Source organism: Rhizobium sp. 18065, assembly GCF_902706095.1.
GTDB lineage: Bacteria > Pseudomonadota > Alphaproteobacteria > Rhizobiales > Rhizobiaceae > Allorhizobium.
In genome coordinates this window covers 972,651-996,004 of sequence record NZ_CACSJP010000001.1, presented here as the reverse complement: position 1 = coordinate 996,004, position 23,354 = coordinate 972,651, and the positions used below count along the sequence as shown (strand labels likewise).

General features: G+C 61.0%; 25 protein-coding genes. 17 read left to right on the top strand and 8 right to left on the bottom strand.

Annotation, left to right across the window (positions count from 1 at the left end):
* The first annotated feature begins 97 nt into the window (after positions 1-97).
* The 4 genes from tldD (at position 98) to GVK95_RS04740 (ending at position 2,977) form a co-directional block, all read left to right on the top strand.
* On the top strand, positions 98-1,513 hold the full coding sequence (gene tldD, locus GVK95_RS04755) for a metalloprotease TldD (protein ID WP_159947028.1): 1,416 nt from the start codon (positions 98-100) through the stop codon (positions 1,511-1,513).
* Between the two features lie 103 nt (positions 1,514-1,616).
* Positions 1,617-2,285, top strand: coding sequence for an HAD family phosphatase (locus GVK95_RS04750; protein WP_159947027.1), 669 nt, complete (start codon positions 1,617-1,619; stop codon positions 2,283-2,285).
* A gap of 88 nt (positions 2,286-2,373) precedes the next feature.
* Positions 2,374-2,625 (top strand): hypothetical protein, encoded by a 252-nt coding sequence (locus GVK95_RS04745; RefSeq protein WP_159947026.1) that lies wholly within the window; start codon positions 2,374-2,376, stop codon positions 2,623-2,625.
* The gene (locus tag GVK95_RS04740; protein ID WP_244618635.1) at positions 2,546-2,977 is read left to right on the top strand and encodes a type II toxin-antitoxin system RelE/ParE family toxin; all 432 of its coding nucleotides are present in this window, start codon (positions 2,546-2,548) and stop codon (positions 2,975-2,977) included. Before GVK95_RS04745 ends, GVK95_RS04740 begins: the two co-directional genes overlap by 80 nt.
* Here GVK95_RS04740 and GVK95_RS04735 read toward each other — a convergent pair whose 3' ends face one another.
* Positions 2,978-4,312 (bottom strand): serine hydrolase, encoded by a 1,335-nt coding sequence (locus tag GVK95_RS04735; protein ID WP_159947025.1) that lies wholly within the window; start codon positions 4,310-4,312, stop codon positions 2,978-2,980. It lies immediately after the preceding gene.
* 326 nt (positions 4,313-4,638) lie between these two features.
* Between GVK95_RS04735 and GVK95_RS04730 the strand changes: the two genes are divergently transcribed.
* Positions 4,639-5,697: a polysaccharide deacetylase family protein gene (locus GVK95_RS04730; RefSeq protein WP_159947024.1), complete on the top strand. Its 1,059-nt coding sequence runs from the start codon at positions 4,639-4,641 to the stop codon at positions 5,695-5,697.
* Positions 5,698-5,724: 27 nt separating this feature from the next.
* Here GVK95_RS04730 and pdxH read toward each other — a convergent pair whose 3' ends face one another.
* Positions 5,725-6,345, bottom strand: a complete 621-nt coding sequence (gene pdxH, locus GVK95_RS04725) for a pyridoxamine 5'-phosphate oxidase (RefSeq protein WP_159947023.1) — start codon at positions 6,343-6,345, stop codon at positions 5,725-5,727.
* A 65-nt stretch (positions 6,346-6,410) separates the two neighbouring features.
* On the opposite strand from pdxH, the gene GVK95_RS04720 reads away from it, so the two are divergent.
* From GVK95_RS04720 to GVK95_RS04705, 4 genes are all read left to right on the top strand, one after another.
* Positions 6,411-6,869 carry an RT0821/Lpp0805 family surface protein gene (locus GVK95_RS04720; RefSeq protein ID WP_159947022.1) on the top strand — a complete coding sequence of 153 codons (459 nt, stop codon included), beginning with the start codon at positions 6,411-6,413 and terminating at the stop codon, positions 6,867-6,869.
* Positions 6,870-7,086: 217 nt separating this feature from the next.
* On the top strand, positions 7,087-8,445 hold the full coding sequence (locus tag GVK95_RS04715) for a DnaJ domain-containing protein (protein WP_159947021.1): 1,359 nt from the start codon (positions 7,087-7,089) through the stop codon (positions 8,443-8,445).
* A gap of 322 nt (positions 8,446-8,767) precedes the next feature.
* Complete coding sequence (gene fabI, locus GVK95_RS04710) at positions 8,768-9,586, top strand: enoyl-ACP reductase FabI (protein ID WP_159947019.1); 819 nt, start codon at positions 8,768-8,770, stop codon at positions 9,584-9,586.
* A 19-nt stretch (positions 9,587-9,605) separates the two neighbouring features.
* Positions 9,606-10,196 (top strand): histidine phosphatase family protein, encoded by a 591-nt coding sequence (locus tag GVK95_RS04705; RefSeq protein ID WP_200844197.1) that lies wholly within the window; start codon positions 9,606-9,608, stop codon positions 10,194-10,196.
* Positions 10,197-10,271: 75 nt separating this feature from the next.
* Here GVK95_RS04705 and GVK95_RS04700 read toward each other — a convergent pair whose 3' ends face one another.
* Positions 10,272-10,532 (bottom strand): DUF1344 domain-containing protein, encoded by a 261-nt coding sequence (locus GVK95_RS04700; protein ID WP_007605441.1) that lies wholly within the window; start codon positions 10,530-10,532, stop codon positions 10,272-10,274.
* A gap of 312 nt (positions 10,533-10,844) precedes the next feature.
* Here GVK95_RS04700 and GVK95_RS04695 point away from each other — a divergent pair, with 312 nt between their 5' ends.
* From GVK95_RS04695 to ribB, 3 genes are all read left to right on the top strand, one after another.
* Positions 10,845-13,931 (top strand): GGDEF and EAL domain-containing protein, encoded by a 3,087-nt coding sequence (locus GVK95_RS04695; protein WP_159947017.1) that lies wholly within the window; start codon positions 10,845-10,847, stop codon positions 13,929-13,931.
* A 229-nt stretch (positions 13,932-14,160) separates the two neighbouring features.
* On the top strand, positions 14,161-15,255 hold the full coding sequence (gene aroC, locus GVK95_RS04690) for a chorismate synthase (protein ID WP_159947015.1): 1,095 nt from the start codon (positions 14,161-14,163) through the stop codon (positions 15,253-15,255).
* A gap of 9 nt (positions 15,256-15,264) precedes the next feature.
* Positions 15,265-16,365, top strand: a complete 1,101-nt coding sequence (gene ribB, locus GVK95_RS04685) for a 3,4-dihydroxy-2-butanone-4-phosphate synthase (protein ID WP_007605446.1) — start codon at positions 15,265-15,267, stop codon at positions 16,363-16,365.
* Positions 16,366-16,402: 37 nt separating this feature from the next.
* Here ribB and GVK95_RS04680 read toward each other — a convergent pair whose 3' ends face one another.
* The 4 genes from GVK95_RS04680 to GVK95_RS04665 all read right to left on the bottom strand — a co-directional run bounded on the left by GVK95_RS04680 (position 16,403) and on the right by GVK95_RS04665 (position 19,294).
* Complete coding sequence (locus GVK95_RS04680) at positions 16,403-17,113, bottom strand: RES family NAD+ phosphorylase (RefSeq protein WP_159947013.1); 711 nt, start codon at positions 17,111-17,113, stop codon at positions 16,403-16,405.
* A complete protein-coding gene (locus tag GVK95_RS04675) occupies positions 17,114-17,548 on the bottom strand; it encodes an antitoxin Xre-like helix-turn-helix domain-containing protein (protein ID WP_159947011.1) in 435 nt (144 codons plus the stop codon). It lies immediately after the preceding gene.
* 60 nt (positions 17,549-17,608) lie between these two features.
* The gene (locus GVK95_RS04670; protein ID WP_159947009.1) at positions 17,609-18,037 is read right to left on the bottom strand and encodes a GNAT family N-acetyltransferase; all 429 of its coding nucleotides are present in this window, start codon (positions 18,035-18,037) and stop codon (positions 17,609-17,611) included.
* Between the two features lie 69 nt (positions 18,038-18,106).
* Positions 18,107-19,294, bottom strand: a complete 1,188-nt coding sequence (locus GVK95_RS04665) for a winged helix-turn-helix domain-containing protein (RefSeq protein WP_159947007.1) — start codon at positions 19,292-19,294, stop codon at positions 18,107-18,109.
* 212 nt (positions 19,295-19,506) lie between these two features.
* Between GVK95_RS04665 and GVK95_RS04660 the strand changes: the two genes are divergently transcribed.
* The 5 genes from GVK95_RS04660 to GVK95_RS04640 all read left to right on the top strand — a co-directional run bounded on the left by GVK95_RS04660 (position 19,507) and on the right by GVK95_RS04640 (position 22,878).
* Positions 19,507-19,824: a hypothetical protein gene (locus GVK95_RS04660; RefSeq protein ID WP_159947005.1), complete on the top strand. Its 318-nt coding sequence runs from the start codon at positions 19,507-19,509 to the stop codon at positions 19,822-19,824.
* A 242-nt stretch (positions 19,825-20,066) separates the two neighbouring features.
* On the top strand, positions 20,067-20,747 hold the full coding sequence (locus GVK95_RS04655; protein WP_159947003.1) for an ABC transporter ATP-binding protein: 681 nt from the start codon (positions 20,067-20,069) through the stop codon (positions 20,745-20,747).
* Complete coding sequence (locus tag GVK95_RS04650; protein WP_159947001.1) at positions 20,744-21,346, top strand: energy-coupling factor transporter transmembrane protein EcfT; 603 nt, start codon at positions 20,744-20,746, stop codon at positions 21,344-21,346. Before GVK95_RS04655 ends, GVK95_RS04650 begins: the two co-directional genes overlap by 4 nt.
* A gap of 29 nt (positions 21,347-21,375) precedes the next feature.
* Positions 21,376-21,939, top strand: a complete 564-nt coding sequence (locus tag GVK95_RS04645; RefSeq protein ID WP_159946999.1) for a biotin transporter BioY — start codon at positions 21,376-21,378, stop codon at positions 21,937-21,939.
* Positions 21,940-21,990: 51 nt separating this feature from the next.
* A complete protein-coding gene (locus tag GVK95_RS04640) occupies positions 21,991-22,878 on the top strand; it encodes an aminoglycoside phosphotransferase family protein (RefSeq protein ID WP_159946997.1) in 888 nt (295 codons plus the stop codon).
* Positions 22,879-22,882: 4 nt separating this feature from the next.
* Here GVK95_RS04640 and GVK95_RS04635 read toward each other — a convergent pair whose 3' ends face one another.
* Complete coding sequence (locus GVK95_RS04635; RefSeq protein ID WP_159946995.1) at positions 22,883-23,284, bottom strand: thioesterase family protein; 402 nt, start codon at positions 23,282-23,284, stop codon at positions 22,883-22,885.
* Positions 23,285-23,354 lie beyond the last annotated feature (70 nt).

The window sequence follows — 23,354 nt, the reverse complement described above, 5'->3', positions numbered from 1 at the left end:
CATTTCGTGAAGATAGGAATGGTGCGGGCAGGCCGAGCAGGCTTGCCCCTTTTCGTCTGTGCGCCTACATGCAGGGGGCACGGCCAAGGAGACCAGCATGACCCAGGACCTTCTCTCCCTCTTCGACTGCGACGAGGCAACCTTGACGAAGCGCGTCGCAGACGCACTTTCGGGAGCGGATGACGGCGAACTCTATATCGAGCACGCCCAGGCGGAATCGCTGACCTTCGACAATGGCCGCCTGAAGGGCGGCTCGTTCAACACCGACCAGGGATTTGGCCTGCGCGCGGTCGCCGGTGAAGCGGTCGGTTATGCCCATGCCGGCGAACTTTCACTGTCCGCCCTTTCGCGTGCAGCCGATGCAGTCGGCGCCGTCACGCATGGCCACTCCGGCTCCTATGCGGCAGCACCGCAGCGAACCAATGCCAAGCTCTATGGCGAGGACAATCCGATCGGCTCGCCGACCTTCGAGGAGAAGGTCAAACTTCTCGCGGAAATCGACGCCTATCTGCGCGACAAGGACAGCAAAGTGCGCCAGGTGACCGCCTCGATCGCCGCCAGCTGGCAGGTGGTGGAGATCCTGCGCGCCGATGGCCACCGGGTGCGCGACATCAGGCCGATGACCCGGATCAACATCTCCGTCATCGCCGGCCAGGGCGAGCGCCAGGAAAGCGGCTCGTTCGGCGTCGGCGGCCGCATGGGTTTTGACGAATTCCTCAGCGCGGAAAGCTGGCACACCGGTGCCGACGAGGCGCTGCGCCAGGCGTTGGTCAATCTCGAGGCGCAGGAAGCGCCGGCCGGCACGATGGACATCGTGCTTGGCAATGGCTGGCCGGGCGTCATGCTGCACGAGGCCGTCGGCCACGGCCTGGAAGGCGACTTCAACCGCAAGAAGACTTCGGCCTTTGCCGGACTTCTGGGCGAGATGGTCGCCGCACCGGGCGTCACCGTCGTCGATGACGGCACGATCGACAATCGCCGTGGCTCGATCACGGTGGACGACGAAGGTACGCCGTCAGCCTACAATGTGCTCATCGAGGACGGGCGGCTGGTCGGCTATATGCAAGACCGGCAGAATGCCCGGCTGATGGGCATGAAGGCGACCGGCAACGGCCGTCGCCAAGGCTATGCCCACCAGCCGATGCCGCGCATGACCAACACTTTCATGCTGTCCGGCGACAAAAGCCCGGAAGAAATCATCGCCTCGGTGAAGAAGGGCATCTATGCCGTGTCCTTCGGTGGCGGCCAGGTCGACATCACGTCGGGCAAGTTTGTCTTCGGCTGCACCGAGGCCTATCTGATCGAGAACGGCCGAATCGGTGCGCCGGTCAAGGGCGCGATGCTGATCGGCAATGGTCCGGACGCAATGAAGCGGATCTCGATGATCGGCAATGACACCAAGCTCGATACCGGCATCGGCAATTGCGGCAAGGCCGGACAATGGGTGCCGGTCGGCGTTGGCCAGCCTCATCTGCGGATGGACCAGATCACCGTCGGCGGCACCAAGACCTGACCCTACGCCGCCGAAGTGCAGGCCTCGGCGGCATCTTTCCTTCGCCCCCCGCCACTTCCCTCCCGCCTCCCATCTCCCGTCTGCCGAAAGCGATCTGCACATCATGCTGCCACGTCCGCCAAAAGCCGTGATCTTCGACATGGATGGGCTACTGATCGACAGCGAGATCCATTATCGCAATTCGCTGATGGCTGCCGGGGCGGAACGTGGCCTGCCAATGACCACGTCACTTTACGACGGCATGCTCGGGCAACCCTGGTCCGGCAACGCACAACTGCTCATCGCCCATTACGGTGCCGATTTCGATGCCGAGAGTTTCCGCCATATCTGGCTTTCGCACTTCAACCATCTGATGGAGCAGGACCTGCGCCTGAAGCCCGGCGTCGTCGAACTGCTGGACCTGCTCGATCGGCTCGGTCTGCCGCGTGCCATCGCCACATCCTCTGCGCATCATCAGGTCGAGCACCACCTGGCCGGATTCGACCTGATCCGCCGCTTCGATACGGTGGTGGCGCAGGGCGACTACACGCGCGGGAAACCGGCGCCGGATCCCTATCTGGCGGCGGCGGACAGGCTTGGCGTGGCGGCTACCGATTGCCTGGCGCTGGAGGATTCGCACAACGGCATCCGCTCGGCATCGTCCGCCGGCATGATGGCGGTGATGGTGCCGGACCTATTGGCTCCGACGGACGAGATCTTCGGTCTGTGCGCGCATGTGGCGGAGAGTTTGCTGGACTGCATGGGGTTGCTGGAGGTCAAAGCAGACGCCTGAAAAATCGAAATGCAGTTTGCACGACAAGCAAAATCTGCGACACTTGCCATTGGATGAATTCTGAGCAAAGCGTCTCTGGAGCGATCTTATGTCCAGCAAAAGCCTGCGTATCACTCTTGACGAGACCCTCGAAGCTTACCTTTTGACGCGAACCGGCGAAAGTAGCCCTTTTACCAAGCCCGAAGACTATGTCGAAGACCTGATCAGACGTGAGATGAAGGCAGACGACTTGTCCACCGCCTATCTGGCCGACACTCTCGGTGCAGCCGCTTCTGCCACCGAAGAAAGCTATATTACCGTTTCGGCTGAAGACGTTATCCGTCGAAATTCCAGATCCTGATATGGGAGGATATCTGTTCTATTCCGTTGCGGATAAGGAACAGGATGCAATCTTCAGCGACACCAAGCTTCGATGGGGAGAATTTCAGGCCGAACGCTATATCCGCAAGCTTCATGACCACCTGTCGCTGCTGTGCGACAACAAAGCTTTGTGGCGCCGTGTGCCGGGACGATTGACCGAGAAAGCCGGAATTCGGGAAACCGTCTATGTCAGCCGCTTCGAACGGCACTACATTTTTTTCAGACAGCTTCCGAGTGGCCGCCTCGGCGTCATGAGTCTATTGCATGTGCAGATGGACATCCCCGACCGACTTGCAAAGGACCTGCAGATCGCGTTGCGAGAGCGCCACTGATCACCCGCGAGCGGGCATGAGCACGCAATCGTAGCGGTTCTGCACCAGCATGTCGCAAGCCGTGCGGGCTTCGTCCTTGGTGACGAAGCCGGTGAAACGGGCGCGGTAGAATGTCGTGCCGTTGCGCGTCACCATTTCGGTATAGGTATCGAGGCCCTGAAGCGGCTGGCCGATCTTTGAGCGGGCGTCCGAGAGCATGTCCATGGCGGCCTGGGCGCTGGTCGCGGCGGCAATCTGGATCTGCCACTTGCGATCCTTGGCGCTCGTCGACTGTGTTCTGGCCTGGGACGAAGCCTGGATTGCCGCTACGTCAGCGCCGATGGTGGCGCGCGGTACGGCTGCGGCAAGCGGCTGATCGGCATCGGCGACCTTGCCGCCGGCATAGGCTGTTGCGGTCGAGGCGGATGCAACTGATGTGCCGACCATGCTTTCAAGGGCGGCGACTGCCGAAGCCCGCGGGGCCGGTACCGGCACGGCGCCATCCAGGCGCGCGATATCCATCTGCACACCGGTCGAGCGGCTGACCAGCAGCTTGCTGCCGGTCGATGCCTTGCGGATATTGGCGGTGATCAGCTTTTCCATGATCTTGTCGCGGCTAGCAGCGGAGCGGCCACCCATGACGACGCCGATGACGCGGCGGCCATCGTCCTCGACGGCGCTGACCAGATTGTAGCCGGAGGCATTGGTATAACCGGTCTTGATGCCGTCCATGCCCTTGTAGCGATACATCAGATTGTTGTGGCCGTTGATCGTGCGGCCACGGAAGGCGAAGCTCTTGGTGGCAAACAGCTTGTAGCCTTCCGGGAAGTCACGCATCAGGGCAATGCCGAGCGTCGACATGTCGCGCGCCGTGGTGAACTGCTGGTCGTGCGGCAGGCCGGATGCATTGAAGAAGGTGGTGTTCATCATGCCGAGCGCACGGGCCTTACGGGTCATCATGCCAGCGAAAGCTTCCTCGGAACCGCCCAGCTTCTCGCCAAGTGCGGCAGCGGAATCATTGGCAGATACGATGATCAGCGACAGAACGGCTTCCCTGACGGTGATCTTGTCACCGGCCTTGACGCGCAGCTTGGTCGGCGGACGGGCGGCTGCATATTTCGAAAACGGAACCGGGCTGTCCCAGGAGAGCTTGCCGGCGCGGATCGCGTCGAGCGCCATATAGATGGTCATCATCTTGGTCAGCGAGGCGGGGTGGTTGAGGGTATCGGGGTTTTCCGACGCGAGAACTTCGCCGGTGCGTGCATCGAGCAAAAACTGGGCACTGCCTGCATGAGCCGTCGTCGAAAGTGAAAAGACCGCCACGCAAAACGACAGTACGATCATTAACTTGCTCATGAAAACTCCAATAGCCGCCTGGATCTGGATGACTGTTCCGGCAAAACTGATTCCCGCTACGCACCGGATGCGGGAGTGCGCTTAAGGCAAGAATGGGGCGACAATCAGCCAGGCGGGATCATGTGTAACCAATCGTCCCCAAGAGTTGCAACTTTTATGGTTACCGTCATGTTAATGTCACAGGGCAAGATGATGCCCTGCTGCGATATCGGCCGCGTCTTCCCAATTGCTACATGTTTCACTGCATCATTGAGCGAAGCTTAACCTGTGTCCGCATAGTCTGCCGCTTTGAGGAGAGCGGGGCATAGAAATCCCGCGCGGGTATCATGACGAAGGCGGATTTCAAACGGCTGTTGCGACGGCTGGCGATCACTGGCGGGCTGGAGGTTGCTCACGGCCTGTCGAAGCTTGGCATCATGGCCTCGGCCCGTGGACGCGGCATTATCCTGACGCTGCACCATGTCCAGCCCTTCAGGCCCGCTGCGTTTGCGCCCAATCGCCACCTGGAAATCACGCCTGAGTTCCTGGAGGAAACAATCCTGCAACTGAAAACTGCCGGATTCCGCTTTGCGCGACTGGCCGATGTGCCCGCGCTGATGGCGGAAGACGATCCTGTGGCGCCATTTGTCGTCTTTACCCTGGATGACGGCTTCCGCAACAATGCCGAACATGCCGTGCCGATCTTCGAGCGCCATGGCGTGCCCTGCACGATCTTCGTCTGCAAGGGCCTGTCCGAGCGCAGCCATACCATGTGGTGGGAGACGGCCGCCGCGCTGATCGGCGCCAAGGACCACGTTACCCTCGATTTCGACGGTGGTGCGATCGCCTTCGACACGCGCACGCTTTCGGGAAAGCTTGGTGCTTTCGACCATGTGTGCAAACAGATCTTCGTCGGCGATGAGACAAGCGCTATCGAAAGACTGAACGCCACGGCGCAGAGTGCTGGAATAGACCCGCATGCGATCGTCGCGGATACGGTGATGAATGCGGACGAACTGCGTGCCCTGGTGACAGGACATCCACTGGTCTCTCTCGGTGCCCATACGGTCAGCCATCGCGGCCTGGGTTTTCTGACTGACGAAGTCGTGCTCGACGAGCTCAACCAGAGCGCCGACTATGTGGCAACGCTTTCCGGCTCCCGACCGACGACATTTGCCTATCCCTATGGCGACACACGCAGCGCCACGCCGAAAACGGCAGCCCTTGCCGACTGGGCCGGCTTCAAATTGTCGGTGACAACACGACCGGGAACGCTTTGCTGCGATGCCATGTCGGCGCCGCAGAGCCTGCCGCGCCTGTCGCTCAACGGCTTCTACCAGAAGCCCCGCTATGTCACTGCACTGGTTTCAGGCATTCCGACCAAACTCGCCTATGGCGGCTGCTAGGCCGGGACCGCTGCCATGCCCGCACGATCACGGATACATGCGAACCTTTGACCAGGCACCGGTGGATGTCTCGCGACGGAACTCGATGCGATCATGCAGGCGGAACTTGCGGTCGTGCCAGAATTCGATCGATTGCGGCACGATGCGGAAACCCGACCAATGCGGCGGGCGCGGCACGTTTCCAAGCGCGTAGCGGGCGGTGTATTCTGCCACCGATTTTTCCAGCGCAAAACGGCCTTCCAGCGGGCGCGACTGCTTCGAAGCCCAGGCGCCGATGCGGCTGCCGAGCGGGCGTGACGCGTAATATTCATCGGCCTCTGCATCGGAGACGATCTCGACCGCACCGCGAAGACGCACCTGCCGACGCAAGGATTTCCAATGAAAACACATTGCCGCCTTGTTCTGGCCGAGAATTTCCTGTCCTTTCTGGCTCTCGAAATTGGTGTAGAATACAAAACCGCGGCTATCAAAACCCTTGAGCAGAACCATCCTGACATTCGGAAGGCCATCCGCATCCACGGTCGCCAGCGCTACCGCGTTGGGATCGTTGAGCTCTGACGCCTGCGCATCCTGCAACCACGCGCCGAACAGCGCGAAGGGTTCACTCTCTTCGGTAAAGTCACCACTTGTTAACCCGATATCCGACATATTGCCTCAAATGCTCCTGACCTTCATGATAGGTGTCCAGAACGCGGTATTGGACGGGACCCCATTTGGAAGTAGACATAGCAAAGTCGGTCGAGCGTACAAAGGGTAGGTGCATGAGCAGACGCAAGATCCTTCTCGCTCTTGCTGCGACACTTCCGCTCAGCGGATGCTTCGGCGGCAGCATGGACCTCTTCGGTTCCGACACGGTCGACAGTTCGATCTCGACCAACACAATCTCCAAGGGCCGCACCTCCGGAAACGGATTAGACGAACTGACCGTGCAGAGTGCCGTGTCGTCGGCAGACCTGTCGAAGACCGAAGGCAAGCCCCTGCCCTGGGCCAATGCGACGACCGGCAGCGCCGGTGTCGTCACAGCGATCCAGGAAGAAAAGGGCCAGGGCGTTATCTGCCGCAACTTTTCGACGACCCGCCATTCCTATGAAGGCATCGCCTATTTCTCCGGCAAGACCTGCACATCCGGCTCCGGCAACTGGCAGCTGTTGAGTTTCGACCGTCAGTCCTGACTTCATTCGTATTTGAAACGTTTGCTTAAGCAAACGAGAAGAAACAGCACTTGGCACCGCGTGACGCGTAAGATTCAATTAGCTCCTTGCGTGCAAACCTCACCAGACATTGTAACGCCGAGACCGCATGACAATTTCGCGGGACGGCTTTGAGTATTCGCCAGTGACGGCTCCATGATCCGGACGCGCAACTGGTCGACTGATTTTGGTGGCGTTGATGCGAGATTTTTATTCAGTCCTCGGCGTTAAGCGCGATGCGGGCGCAGACGAGATCAAGGCGGCTTGGCGCTCCAAGGCGAAAAGCGTGCATCCCGATCAGAATCGCGACGATCCGCACGCCAATAACCGTTTTGCCGAAATCGGCCGTGCCTACGAAGTCCTGAAAGATCCAGCAAAACGCAACCGGTATGACCAGCAACGCGTGAAGGTCGAGGCGATGGAACGCGAGCAGACAATCATGCAGCAGCGCCAGTCAGCGCGCGAAGCTGCCGAAAAAGCAAAACAGGCCAAGGCCAATGCCGAGCGCATCCTGGCCGAACTTGCCCAGGCCGAAGCCGTGAAGGCAAAGGCCGACACGGCAGCAGCGCAGGCAGCTCAGGCCGCCAAGGCTGCGCAGGCACATGCCCAGAAAGCACAGGCGCAGGCCCAGACGGCGCAAGCGCAATCCGCCCAGGCTCAGGCCAAAGCACAGGCACAAGCTCAAGCTCAGGCACAGGTAAACGCAAAGGCGCAGGCCGAACAGGCAGACACGGCCCAGAGCCAAAATGCCAAACCGTCCCAGCAGACCCAGTCTTCCGGGGGTGCCGGCCAACAGGACAAGAAAGCCGATGCCGCCAGCGCGCAATCCAGCAAGGCGGAAGGCCCGGAAGATCTGGTCAGCCGAATATTTGGCGAAAGTCCCGAATCTGCCGCTGCCGCTGAAAGCCTGAAGCGCGACGCGGAAGCGGCCGAGCTCAACGAAGGCTCGCCGCTGCGTGCCCCAAGCTCACCGCTTCTGGCACCAATCGAATTGATCAGCTCGCTGGTGCGCCGCATCCGCGGCGTTCCACCACCACCGCCGGAAAAAGCGCCGGATGTCTTCTCCGAAGCCGTTGTCGCGATCAGCGACCTGCTGGAACAGAAATCGGTGCCGATCACACTCAATGACGGCCGTGAAGTGCGTGTACCGCTGGACGGCGTGACCGACGGCCATGTGGTTCGACTGAAGGCGCAGGGCCTGAAATTCCAGGGCATGCAGCGCGGCGATGTCGCGGTCACCATCAAGGTGATGCGGACGGAGAAATTCCTGGTCGACGCCTATGACATTCGCACCGTCCTGCCGATCACCCTGGAAAATGCCGTGCTCGGCTGCGATGTCGAGGTCGAAGGCCCGGAAGGCCCAGATGCGATGGTGAAGGTCACCGTTCCTGCCTGGTCGAATTCGGATCAGGTGATCCGCATCGATGCACTCGGCTTGCCGGACGGAGCCGGCGGACGCGGTGCGCTACTGGTCGAGTTGCGTGTCATGCTGTGGGAAAAGCCGGACGAGAAGGTTACCGACCTGATGCGGCTGATGCGCGAAGGGCTCTATCTGTAACCCCTCCGAGCGGTTGCCGCGCGCGCCGGGATATGGTCCGCGATCATCGTTTGGCCAGCCGGCGCAACCCATGAATGCGTCGACGATCGCGGCCCCTTTTTGTGAAATTCCAGGGCCGAGAATCGTCCGGCCACGCGCACGACACACAGAAAAATCACCACGCCTATTGGCCATAAATGCAGCTTTCACGCTGTGTTATGGCAGTTTTTTGATGAACACACCCTTTGTTACGCTGCCTAACAGTTGATGATCCGGTTCAATCTTGTACGCCGGAACGGCCTATGCCATAGGCAGTTCATCGAAAGTATCAGGGGATCACATCATGGCTCAAGGTTCCGGCCTTATGGCAGGCAAGCGCGGCGTCATCATGGGCGTTGCAAACAATCGCTCCATCGCATGGGGCATTGCCAAAGCCTGTCACGACCAGGGCGCTGAGATCGCCTTTACCTGGCAGGGTGATGCGCTGAAGAAGCGCGTCGAACCCTTGGCGCAGGAACTCGACGCCTTTCTGGCCGGCGACTGCGACGTTACCAATCTCGACAGCATCGACGCCGTCTTCAACAATCTCGAAGCCAAGTGGGGCAAGATCGATTTCGTCGTGCACGCCATCGCATTCTCCGACAAGGACGAACTGACCGGCCGTTACATCGAGACGAGCCGCGAAAATTTCGCCAGGACGATGGATATCTCGGTCTATTCGTTCACCGCCGTTGCTGCGCGCGCCGAAAAGATCATGAATGACGGCGGTTCGCTGCTGACGCTCACCTATTATGGTGCTGAAAAGGTCATGCCGCATTACAACGTCATGGGCGTTGCCAAGGCAGCTCTCGAAGCTTCCGTGCGCTACCTCGCCGTCGACATGGGTGGCCGCGGAATTCGCGTCAATGCGATCTCGGCTGGCCCGATCAAGACGCTGGCCGCCTCCGGCATCGGCGACTTCCGCTATATCCTCAAGTGGAACGAGTATAACTCGCCGCTGAAGCGCAATGTCACAACCGACGAAGTCGGTACATCCGGCATGTATCTTCTGTCGGACCTGTCGACCGGCGTTTCGGGCGAAGTGCATCACGTCGACTGTGGTTACCACACTGTCGGCATGAAGGCCGTCGACGCACCGGACATTTCGGTCGCCAAGGACTAAAACTCAGGGGTCTGACACCGTGCTCATCTATATGATCCGACACGGTCAGACCGACTGGAATGCCGAAGGCCGGATGCAGGGTCAAAAAGACATAGACCTCAATGCAACCGGCCGCGGCCAAGCGATGCGCAATGGCGAAACGCTGGCGCATGTCCTGGGCGACAGCGTCGCCCAGTACGACTTCGTCGCCTCGCCGCTCAGGCGCACGCGCGAAACCATGGAGCGCCTTCGCGCCGAAATGGGTCTGGATCCCCTCGCCTACCGACTGGACGACAGGCTGAAGGAATTGTCCTTCGGCGACTGGGAAGGCTTTACGCTCGCCGAACTGGCGAAGACTTCACCGGAGCGAGTGGAGATGCGGGCGCAGCGCAAATGGGGGTTCATTCCACCCGGCCAGGATGCCGAAAGCTACGAGATCCTGTCCTGGCGAATCGGTGCATGGCTGAACTCCGTCGAACGGCAGACGATCTGCGTCAGCCATGGCGGCGTCATCCGCAGTTGCTTTCGCCTGATCGGCGGCATGGACGAGGATGAGGCCTGCGACATCAATATTCCGCAGGATCGTATTCTGAAGATCGATCGCGATGCCGGCATGATCGGCTGGATGTAAAATACCAGGATTGTTCAAATAGAAAACGGCGGAAACCGGTCCGGGGTCTCCGCCGTCGCGCAATGACCAGTCGCTTTACTGGATGACTTCGAGATCGTCCACGACGCGCTTGCCGTCGACTTCCGTGTAAAACACGATGACCTTCTGTCCACTTTCCAGACCGTCGAAGTTGAACTCTGCCGGCACGGTGTAGGTCTTGCCGTCGTCGAGCACCAGGCTCATGCTGTCGACATTGACCGCCTCGATGGTTGCCTCGACGTCATCACTGCCGGCAAAGGCAGAGAGAGGAGACAAAAAGCTTGCTGTAGCAAGCAAGACAGAAATGACGATGCGCATACGGACCACCCTCGACCAAACGACTAAAAATATATGATGCAAAATAGCCTCCTGAATGTGGCAAAATTCGCCCGCAGATGTGTCCTTTTCGCAAAGATTGTGGACCGTAACGAGGGCAAGGATCAACCCTCCCCAGTTTGTTATTCCAGGATCGTCGGCAATCTCGCACAAGTTTTCACGCGAGACACGGTGGAAGTCAAAAATGGTCAAACGGAACCATGGGTTAGATGCGCCGCTGTTTTGTTGGGGCAAGGCTAAATTAACCCCCCACCTATAGACTTCCCGTAACTTGGAGTGACAGGAATTTTACAGTTGCGTATCTTCGATGCAGGACAGCGCCACGACGGCGAAGGGTGGAGCAAAGGCGTTCTATGGCTCGCCCTGGGTGGCGTGATCAGCACAGTGATCATCGGCGCCGGCGTGTTGATCGACCGTAGTTCCGCGCAGTACGAACAGCAACGCGTCGAACATGAAGTCGCGGATGCCCTGGAGCATGCGCAAGTGTCAATTCGCAACCGGCTGAACATGGATGTCGCCAATGCGATGGCGATTGCCGATGATATCGCGGACGATCCGATGCTGTCGCCGACAGAGCTCAACCGGACGATCAACAAGATCGTCGCACGCGACCCGCACATCACCACGGTCGCCTTCGTGCCGCTGCATGATATCCACCGGATGGCATTCCAGCCGAAGCTGTCGCTCGAGAACAACACGGTGGAACTGAGCATTCCGGTGCCGCCGCCGAGTTGGGAAGCAACGAAGGCATGGAAATTGATGATCGTTTCGTTGGACATCACCAAGATCTTTGATGCTGCCGGGCTTTCGGGTCTTTCCGGCGCCGGCAGTTCCTCTTCCCAAGGCGAATTCGACCACAAGTTTGACCAGCTGCATATGGCGATTGCAACTGCCGGCCCGCAAGGCCGAATACTGTTCGGCACCGCAAGCATCCACGACGAGCAGCCGATCGCCCAGGAATTCAGCCACCACGATCTCTCCTTCGTGCTTTATGGCGCGCCGGTAGAGGGCTGGGATGTGGCAATGAACCGCATCATGCCCATCAGAATGATCGTGCTTGCGACGGTTGCCGCGATGATGGTGCCGGTGCTGCTCGCCCTGTTCCTGCTGCGCGAACGCAATCGCAACATCAGCCGATTGCAGGGTCGTGAGGAACGACTGATCGACCTGTCGCACCGCTTCCAGCTGGCCATGGAAACGTCGAATATCGGCATCTGGGATATCGATCAAGACACCCATGAATTGCACTGGGACGAACGCTCTGCCGGTTTGCATTGCCTTCCCGTCAGCCTGACGGACCAGGAGGATCGCCTGGCCGACTGGTATGCCACCATCCATCCGGATGATGTGCAGAAGGTCGAGCAACAGTTCTTCGACTGCGTGATCGCCGGCACCGAAACCGCCTGGGACGTCACCTACCGGATCGAGCTCTCCGACGGGACCTATCGCTACCTGCGCTCGGCTGGAGCCTGCTCGATCAACGAGCGCGGCATCAAGCGCCTGACGGGCATCGTCTGCGACGTGACAACCGATACGCTGGTGACGCAGTCGCTGAGCCAGGCCAAGGAAACCAGCGACATCAAGAATGCCGAGCTGGAACTGGCGCTCGACGAACTGTCCAGCCGCGAACACGATCTGGCCATGCTGTCGCAAAGGCTCGACCTTGCGCTTGCATCCTACAATTGCGGGATATGGGAAGGCGACCCGGTCACCCGCAATGCCATGTGGGACGAGCGCATGCATCAGCTCTACGGTCTTGCCTATAGCGACCAGCCGGTGACCGAACACCAGTGGATGTCCTGTCTGCATGCCGAAGAGCGACGCGACATTCTGCTGAACACCAAACGGGCGACGACCAACGACCAGACACTCAACACCATTCAGCGCGTTCTGCTGCCGAATGGCGAAACCCGCTTCATTCGCTCGGTCGGCCAGCTCTATATGAACCGCGACGGCAAGAAGAAGCTGTTCGGTATCGCTTTCGACGTGACGGCAGACGCGTTGCTGGCCGAACAGTTGCGCTCGGCCAAGGCCGAAGCCGACATGCGCAATATCGAGCTGGAACTGGCCAAGAACCGCATCGAGTTCAATGCGCTGCATGATCCGCTGACAGCGCTCGCCAACCGCCGCAAGCTCGATCTGGAGCTGGACGCTCTGACACGCAAGGGCGAAACGCAACGGCACAAGTTCGCCATCCTGCATCTCGACCTCGACCGCTTCAAGGAAATCAACGATACGCTCGGCCATGCGGCCGGCGATGCGATGCTGGTGCATGCGTCGCGCGTGCTGATGCGGCATGTGCCGCGCGGCGAGTTGGTGGCGCGCATCGGCGGTGACGAATTCGTCATCCTGATCCGACGGGACGCTTCGATGGACGAACTGGCCGAGCTTTCGACCCGGATCATCGAGGAGATGCGGCAGCCGGTGGATTTCGAAGGCTTCGACTGCCGCTGCGGCGTGTCCATCGGCATCGCCCAGGCGATCGGTCTTATCCCCGATGCACGCAAGGCCCTCATCAACGCGGATATCGCGCTCTACCAGGCCAAGGAAAAGGGGCGCAACTGCTACGAATTCTTCACGCCCGACCTGCAGGCGAACATCATCGCCAAGAAGCGCATGGCCGACGACATGCTGGCCGGGCTTGATCGCGACGAATTCATCGTCTGGTACCAGCCGCAGTTCGAAGCCAACAGCATGCAGCTCTGCGGCGCCGAGGCTCTCGTCCGCTGGCGCCATCCCGATCGCGGCGTGCTTGCTTCCGGCGCATTCCTGAAAGTTGCCGAAGACCTCAACGTCATGGCCCGCATCGACCAACTGGTGTTGCAGACCGCCCTGAAGGACCAGATGCGCTGGACGGCACTCGGTGTGCCGGTGCCGCGCATATCCGTGAATGTCTCATCCAAGCGCCTGCATGACGAAAACCTGATCGAACAGCTGGAAGGCTTGAACGTGCCGGAGGGCTCGATCTGTTTCGAGCTGGTCGAATCCATCTTCCTCGATGACAGCGACACGATCGCGACCAGCAATATCGACCGTATCAAGGCGCTCGGCATCGATATCGAGATCGATGATTTCGGCACCGGCCATACCTCGATCGTCAGCCTTCTGAAGCTGAAGCCGAAGCGGCTGAAGATCGACCGCCAGCTGGTCATGCCGATCACCACCCAGCCGCAGGAACGCAGCCTGGTGCGCTCGATCGTCGAGATCGCCGGCTCGCTCGGTATCGAGACGGTAGCCGAAGGGGTGGAAACCCACGAGCATGCCGCGCTTCTACGCCAGCTCGGCTGCGACTATCTGCAGGGCTATGCGTTTGCCAAGCCGCTGTCCTTCGAGGATTTCAGCCGCTTTGTCACCCGCTTACCACAAAGGCAGGCTTCCTGACGGCAGTTGCCGCATCCACACAGGCCGAACACCTGATTGCCGCGCGGCTTGCGTGGGCAATCTGTTTGAGCCTGTTTGGGTGAAACAAAGAAACGTCCGTCCGCTTTTTGGCCCATCCGGAGAGGAAAAGCGCTTCACACCTTTCCTGAATTTGCTCTATGAGTGACGCCATCCAAGGCCCCAGCCGGCGAGCATGCCTCGCCGGCCAGAATGGAGCGGTTCGTCACTCATGTCGCATAACACCTTCGGTCACCTCTTCCGCGTCACCACCTGGGGCGAAAGCCACGGACCGGCGCTTGGCGCCGTCATCGACGGCTGCCCTCCGGGTATCCGCTTCCGGCAGGAAGACCTGCAGATCTTCATGGACAAGCGCAAACCCGGCCAGTCGCGTTTCGTCACCCAGCGGCGCGAGGACGACATCGTCAAGGTTCTGTCCGGCGTAATGCCGCAGGAAGACGGTTCGATGATCACCACCGGCACGCCGGTGTCGCTCTTTATCGAAAACACCGACCAGCGCTCGAAGGATTATGGCGATATCGCCAAGCGTTATCGTCCGGGCCATGCCGACTTCACCTATGACCTGAAATACGGCATCCGCGACTATCGCGGTGGCGGGCGCTCGTCTGCCCGCGAGACGGCGGCGCGCGTGGCTGCCGGCGCTCTGGCGCGGCTTGCCATGCCGAATGTGACGATCCGCGGCGCGCTGGTGCAGATCGGCCGCCACAAGGTCAACCGCGACAACTGGGACTGGGCCCAGGTCGACCAGAACCCGTTCTTCTGCCCTGATGCCGCGATCGTTCCCGTCTGGGAAAGCTATCTCGACGAAATCCGCAAGTCAGGCTCCTCCGTCGGCGCGGTCGTCGAAGTGATCGCCGAAGGCGTACCGGCCGGGATCGGCGCACCGGTCTATGGCAAGATCGACCAGGATATCGCCGCCAATCTGATGTCGATCAACGCCGTCAAGGGCGTGGAGATCGGCAATGGCTTCGGGGCCGCTGAAATCACCGGCGAGGAAAACGCCGACGAGATGCGGATCGGGCCGGACGGCAAGCCGGTGTTTCTCTCCAACCATGCCGGCGGCGTGCTCGGCGGGATCGCCACGGGCGAGCCGCTGGTCGCGCGCTTTGCCATCAAGCCGACCTCGTCGATCCTGACCGAACGTCGCTCGATCGATTCCGACGGCAATGAGGTGGATGTGCGGACCAAGGGCCGCCACGACCCCTGTGTCGGGATCCGTGCCGTGCCTGTCGGTGAGGCGATGCTCGCCTGCACCATTCTCGACCATATTCTGAGGGATCGCGGCCAGACCGGCCGCCTGAAGTGAGGTTCTGCCATGAGCTATGACCAGAAGCGTGTCGTTGACGCCATCCGTGCCTTCGAAGCCGGCGAGATCGTCGTCGTCATGGACGATGACGGCCGCGAGAACGAAGGCGATCTGATCGTCGCGGCCGTGCATTGCACGCCGGAAAAGATGGCTTTCATCGTACGCCATACCTCGGGCATCGTCTGTGCACCGATGCCGAAAGAGGAGGCCAAACGGCTGAACCTTTCGGCCATGGTCGCCGACAATGACAGCGCCCATACCACGGCGTTCACCGTCTCCGTCGACTTCAAGCACGGTACCTCGACCGGAATTTCGGCCGATGATCGGACACTTACCGTGCGCAATCTCGCCAACCCGAATGTCGGCGCTACCGATTTCGTCCGGCCCGGCCATATCTTCCCGCTGGTCGCGCGCGAAGGCGGCGTGCTGATGCGTTCCGGCCATACGGAAGCCGCGGTCGATCTGTGCAAGCTGGCGAACCTGCCGCTGATCGGTGTGATTTCCGAACTGGTCAATGACAACGGCACGGTCATGCGCGGTCCGCAGGTTGCGTCCTTTGCCGAGGAACATGGTCTGAAGCAAGTGTCGGTTGCCGACCTGATCGCCTATCGCCAGCGCAAGGAAACGCTGATCCAGCTGCATTCGAGCTTCGATATCCAGACACCCTATGGCACGGCCAAGGGCCACAGCTACTCGCTGCCCTGGGATCCGATGCAGCATCTGGCCGTGGTGTTCGGCGACATCCGCGATGGCGAAGACATTCCGGTGCGCCTGCATCTCGAGCATGTCGGCGCCGACGTTTTCGGCAACAACCGGCAGATTGACGGCGTCATGAAGAAGATCGCCGAGAAGGGCCGCGGCGTCATCGTCTATCTGCGCGAGGGCTCGGTCGGCGTCGGTGTCTCGACCACCGCACGCACCGGCAAGCTCGACCGGGAAGCCCATAGCGAAGCCCAGGTGCGCGAGAGTGAATGGCTGGAAATCGGACTCGGCGCGCAGATCCTGAAAGATCTCGGCGTCACCTCGATCAGGCTGATGTCCTCACGCGAGCGCCACTATGTCGGCCTCGAAGGCTTCGGCATCAAAATCTCGGCGACCGAGATCGTCTGAGGCATCACCTACCGCGGACCTGTGGCCGACCCTCCCCTCAAGGGGAGGGTGGAGAGGCGATCGGGCCTTCGGTGGCCGGAGCCGGCTTGCCGGACCAGACCAGCCGGTAGACATCGCCCTGGCGGACGGACTGTACCGCCGCCGGGCGCAGGACCGCAAAACAGGTGCCGCCCGGGTGTCGGACTGAAGGATAGACGATGCCGTTGGCCCCTGCCCTGCGCGCATCTTCGGCGAGCGCATTGCCGAGGGGATAGCCACGCGCCTTGTCCGGATCGAGTGCGCCATGTTCTGTCTCCGCGCGCATATCGAGGAAATCACCCGACAGGCTGCAGAACATCTCGGCATATTCGACCACGGCGTTAAAATCCCCGGCCCTGGCGAGGAAATCCGTCATGTGAAAGATGATTTCGGCCAGGCAGGTTTCGACGGCCAGCGCCGAATACCAGGCACCACGGTCGCCTCCGTTGAAGCGGTTGGGCTCGCGCGGCTTGGCATAGGCAAAGCAGGCATTGATGAAATGTGCATGCGGCACGTCATAGACCAGTTCATTGGATGCCAGCCCCGATATGCCGCGCGTCTCCGCCACGATCCTGTTGCTGGTGGCGGCCTCGATCTCGGCCAGTTCGGCCAGTTCATCGGCAGTATCAACCAGCGACACAAGCACGGCCTGGCGCAGGCGCGCGGTCGACACCAGCCGCACCGTCTTCGGATAGGCGATCGTGACGATCGGCACGCCGTCGAGCGTCAATCAAAGGCCTCCGCGCACGGCGTCGACATAGCGGCGAACGTCGAGCATATGGGGTATGCCACCCTCGATCATGGCGGCGATAGGCGAGCGGCGGTCAAACAGCGGGCCCGTATTCTCCAGCGACAGCCAGCGGTCGGCCATGTTGTCGGCAAACAGCAGGTGCAGGCCCTTGTAGAGACCTGTCAGGGCGGAAATGCGGGTCATCTGGTCCTGGCTGAGCGTCTTTTCCGCGGTTTCAGGCTTCAACCGCTCCCAGGTGCTGACGGAGACACCGAGAAGAGCTGCCGCCTGCTGGCTGGTCAGATCCCAATGAGCGACGATGCGTCGGTAGGCCTTCAGGGCCGTCTTCGACAGGCGGTCGCGATCGGCCTCGGTTGCAAAGCCCTGCGGCCTTGCTGCTGTCTTTGCCTGCGTCCGGTCGAACATTTCCAGCATCAGAGCATCCTCCGTCAAATGACAGGTAATATATACGTCACTTGATGGATTTTACAAGGATTACCGCGAACCGATCGTCATGGCCATACCGACGGAACGTGGTGCGGTCTCGGCAAAGCCGAACTGTTCGTAGAGTTTGTTCGCCGGAACATCGGCGATCAAGCTGACATAGGCGGTGGCCGGCAAATTTGCCTTCATGTAATCGGTGAGGGCTGCCATGATGCGCTTGCCGAGCCCCTTGCCCTGATGGTCGGGGAGGACCGCGATATCGGTGACCTGATAGAAGCAGCCGCCATCGCCGATGATGCGGCCCATGCCGACGATCTCTTCGCCCTGCATCAGTGAGACGGCGAAGATCGAGCCGGCCAATCCGCGGTTTGCTGCTTCCTCGGAAAACGGGCTGAGGCCTGCTTGCTGTCGCAGGCGGAGATAGTCTTTTACAGTGGGCGTGACGGGTTCGATGCGATAGGCGTCAGACGTGGCAGACATTGCGATACATTTTCCTGCTTGCGGTGGGGAGCAATTGGTGGGCACGACCGGTGGTCGAGAGCGCCGGCGCTAGCCGAGCCAGCCATCGCGCAGGCTGACCTGCTCGACGCCAGAGAAGCGCGCAAGGCGTCCCAGTTCCGCTTGTAGTTTCTCAAGTCGGCCGGCAGAAGGCTTCACACCCGGTTCCAGCCACAGGCGCTTGACGTCGAGCACACCCGCCTTGCGGTCGGCCTTCATGTCGATGCGGCCGATCAGGCGGTCTCCCTCCAGCAGCGGGAAGACATAGTAGCCGTACTGGCGCTTGGGCTCGGGCACAAACACCTCGATACGGTAGAAGAAGCCGAACAGGCGTTCGGTGCGATTGCGGTCGCGGATCAGCGGATCGAAGGGGCTGAGCACGCGGATGCGGGCCGGCGGCTCCGGTGCATCCAGCAGGGTGGAAAGCCCCTCGATGAAGGCGAAGGACAGACGCGGCTTGCCCTCCATCGTCTCGATGAGCACCTCATCCAGTTCCTCACGATGGGCTGATATCCAGGCCTTGGCCTCATCCGGCGTGATAATGTCGAAGAAGGCGGCGATCTCACCCGACGTGGCAAAGCCGAGGCGGGTCAGGGCTGACCGGCAGGCCCAGTCGACGAAGCTGTCGTGATCGACTTCACTGGCATGGTGCTCGCCCGGGATCACCCGCTCGGACAGGTCATAAACTTTCTGGAAGTTTTCCCGCCTGGCGATCGACAGCTTGCCGGTGTGCCAGAGGAATTCCAGCGCCGTCTTGTTGGGATGCCAGTTCCACCAGCCGCCGGATTTATGGTCTTCGGCCTTGACGTCGCGCGACAGGATCGGTCCACCGGACCGGATCCTCTCGTAGGTCTCCTCGAAGGCCTGGTCGAAGCCCTCACCCTGCCATTTGCGCCAGTTTTCCAGGATCTTCGCCTCGCGGCGGCGGAAGCGGTGTTTCCAGTAGGGAAAGAAGGCAGACGGGATGATCGAGGCGTCATGCGTCCAGTGCTCGAACAGGGAGCGGTCCTTTTCCAGCAGATGCGACAGGTCCTCGCGCCGGTAGGTCTGGCTGCGGGAAAACAGGATCTGGTGATGGGCCCGCTCGACGACCTGAATGCTGTCGACCTGGACGAAACCCAGGTCATGGATCAATGCGTAGAGGCCATCGCGCCCCAGCGCCTTGTGCGGCGGACGCGACAGCCCCTGCCGCTCGAGGAAGATACGTCGCGCCTGCGGATTTGAGATTTGAATCGCCATGGGAATAGGCTAGCGGATGTTCGTGGTTTGTTCAATCGACGAATTTCCCCTATTTTCAACTCGCACTGCGAAGCGATACAACCGGAGGATTAAGACACTCGACGGACGACACGAAGGAACGCAGGTTGAGCGATCCCAGAGACTGGCCCCGTTTCCGACCTTTGATCCTGGGGGAGCTTCCGGTCCACCAATTGAGAAGCTTTGGCCTCCACTTGACCAAAGGCTTCGTTACCTTCTCTATCCCAGCCCAAAAACACGCATTCAGATCACACCCGGACAGCTTTATGTCATGCGTGCCGTATCTCTCACAGGCCGTCACGGATCCAACCCATGTGGGCCAATCGCCGAAGCATGCCGGCGACGGTTTCGAACTCGTCAGGGAGATCAACCAGGCTGGACTCATCGTTCTGGTGGCCGTGCTGATCAAGCCCACGGGACAGGGCATCTACATGGTAAAGTCCACCTATCCGATAGACCGCGACAAACTTGCCAACCGATTGCGAAAGGGACATCTGATCCGCACCAAATGAAAAACCCCGCGCGAGCGGGGTTTTCATTTCCGCCGGGGTGCCAAATCCCGGATCTCTTCGCCTTGCGGCTACTGACCCTTGCGGGTGCGTGGGTAGGCCGTTCCCACCTCGAAACTTCTACGTAAATATGGAGCGGAGAAGCGGTTTTGTCAACGAAGCGGCCATCGGTGGCGCCTAAGCGAGCCATTCCCCTCATCGCACCGAGGGTCTATAGAACCGGCACACTTCAGGAGACGTCCGCCTTGCATATCCGTTTCGACCAGACCGAACTCCGCCACGGCGAACATTCAGCGCTGAAGCCGCTTACGCTTGTGTTGTCCGAGCCGCGGATCGGCGTGATCGGCCTCAACGGCTCGGGCAAGACCAGTTTCGCCCGGCTGATCAACGGCCTTGCCAAGCCGACATCCGGGACCGTCACGCTGGACGGTCTGGATACGGTGAAGGACGAGCGGGAGGTAATGGCGAAGGCCGGCTTCATCTTTCAGAACCCGGCCAACCAGATCATCCTGCCGATCATCCGCGACGACATCGCCATGGGGCCGAAAAGCCGGGGTCTGAAGGGGCCAGCGCTTGAGGCCGCGGTCGACCGCGTGCTGGACCGTTTCGGGATCACCCATTTGGCCAGCCGAAGACCGCATGAACTGTCGGGCGGTGAACTGCAACTGGCAGCACTGGCCGCAGTCGTGGTCACCGCGCCGGAACTGATCCTGTTCGACGAGCCGACCAACCAGCTCGACCTGAAGAACCGGGCGATGGTCAAAGCAGCGATCGAGGGGCTGGCCCAGCAGGCGATCGTCATCACCCACGACCTCGAGCTGATCCGCGACTATCCGCGCGTGCTCGTCTTCCACGAAGGGGCACTCGCCTTTGATGGGCAGGGTCACGAGGCCGTTGCGCGCTACGTGGAGATTGCAGGCGCATGAGGAGCCTCTATCACGACGGCCGCACAGTGATGCACCGCCTGCCAGCGGGTGCCAAGCTCGCGGGCCTGACGGTCTTCGCCGTCCTCCTCTTCCTGACGCGCTCGATCCCGCTGCTGACGTTTGCCACGCTGGCGACCGGTACGATCTATCTGGGGCTCGGCCAGCCGCTGCGGGTCGCGATCCGCCCGCTGGTCCCGATCCTTGCCACCATTCTCGCCGTCGTCGGCCTACATCTTCTGTTCAACGGCGTCGAGGAGGCGAGCGTGACCGGCCTTCGCCTGACGGCGCTGATGCTGCTGGCCGCAAGCGTCACGGCGACGACGAGCATTTCGGACTTCATCGCGGTGATCACCCGGGCGGCGATGCCGCTGGAGCGGCTGGGGCTGCTGAAGGCCGCCGATATCGGCCTTGCAGTCGGGCTGGTCGTGCGCTTTGTTCCGGAAATCATCACGCGCTATGATGCGATCCGCGAGGCACACCGCGCCCGCGGGTTGACGCCGAAGGCCGGCACGGTCATCGCGCCGCTGATCATCGCGACGCTGAAGGATGCGGACAGCATCGCCGCCGCCATTGACGCGCGCGGCATTCGCGGGCAGTGAAGCTGGATCATGTTTATCAGGGGGATCTCATGAAGACACGCGACCTCGTACTTATCGCCTTGTTTGCCGCCATCATCGTGGCACTTGGCGCCGTGCCGCCGATCACGCTCGGTTTCATTCCGGTGCCGATCACCGCACAGTCGCTCGGCGTCATGCTGGCCGGCGTGGTTCTCGGTGCAAGGCGCGGTGTGCTTGCGGTGGCACTGGTTATCCTGCTTGTCGCAATCGGCCTGCCGGTGCTGTCCGGCGGACGCGGTGGTCTCGGTGTCTTCGCCGGCCCGACCGTCGGCTTCCTGCTCGGCTGGCTGCCGGCCGCCTATGTCACCGGCCGGATCGCTGAAGGTTTTGCCGGCTACACGTTCGCGGCGACCAAGCAGACGCTCGGCTTCATCGCAGCGGCCGCCATCGGCGGGGTTTTGGTCCTCTATCTGTTCGGCATCGGCTATCTCGCCTTCGGCGCCGGCCTCGGGCTGGAAAAGGCATTGTACGGCTCGATGGCCTTCATCCCGGGCGACCTGCTCAAGGCCGTCGTCGCCGGCCTTGCCGGCCGCGCCGTAATGGTCGGTTATCCGATCCTGCACCGGAGCGCGTGAGCAGATTGATCAGAATGCCAGCCCAACGGCATTGGCACAGTTGGAGCGCGGGTGTTGAGTGACAGGCTGGACATCAGCGAGACCCTGGTTCGCGCACTGATCGCTGACCAGTTTCCACAATGGGCGGGACTACCGGTTCGAAAGGTGGTGCCCGGCGGCTGGGACAACCAGACCTTCCGGCTCGGCGAAACGATGTCGGTGCGGTTGCCCAGCGCCGGGAGCTATGCGGCGCAGGTGACGAAGGAACAACGGATCCTTCCCATGCTGGCGCCGCAGCTTTCCCTGCCGATCCCGACCCCGCTGGCAATGGGAGAAGCGTCGCCACACTATGCCTTTCCCTTTGGCATTTATGGCTGGATCACAGGCGAGCCGGCCACGACGGCAGCGGTCTCGGACATGTTCGGATTTGCCGACCGGCTTGCCGGCTTCATCCAATCCCTGCATCGGGCCGAGACGGCGGGCGGCCCGCCGGCCGGTCAGCACAATTTCCACCGCGGCGGCGACCTGGGCATCTACAGCGCCGAGACCGTTGCGGCGATCGCCGAACTTGGCGACGAGATTGATGGCAATGTCGCGACCGCGATCTGGAATGAGGCACTTTCCAGCCATTGGGAGCGGCCACCGGTCTGGGTTCACGGCGACATCGCGCCGGGCAATCTGCTGGTGGCAGGCGGGCAGCTTGCCGCCGTGATCGACTTCGGTACGGCCGCCATCGGTGATCCAGCCTGCGATCTGGTCATTACCTGGACCTTCCTCGATGGCGAAGCGAGAGCGCGATTTCGCACCGCTTTGCCACTTGATGCGGCGACATGGCAGCGTGCAAGAGGCTGGGCTCTGTGGAAGGCATTGATCACAACGGTTGACATGCGCCGTAGCGGATCGCCCGCACTGGACGAGCAGCGTCGAGTTCTCGCCGTCATCCTGCGCAAAACGCTCTGAAAAACTACCTCAGATAGCGATACAGCCAGTCGCGCGTGTCTTCAGGAAGCGCCACCGGCTCAGTGGTCTCGGGATCCCGCGCCGTCCAGATCACGTCGACCTCGGCTGCCGTCTGGCCGTCCTTGTCGAACAGGACCTCGAAGCCGAGCGACTTGCCGCCGATCTTGTCGATCTTGACGGTGAGCGTGACCTTGTCTTCGAAGCGCAGGGGAAAGAAAAGCCGCAGTTCGAGCTTGGACACAGTATAGTTCGGCTCGTCTTCCAGTGGCGGGCGATAGCGCCAGAAATGCGTCAGCGCGGCCTCGGCATGGGTCACATAGGCGGCCGCCTGCATCTCGCCGGACATGCCAATGTCGCGATAGGGGATTGTGAGTTGGCTCACCTCGACCCGTTCGATCTCATTCATGAAGAAGGCCTGTCTTTCCATGGCTTTGGCGCATTTAACGGCATTGGCTAAAAGATAACAAGGCCGACCG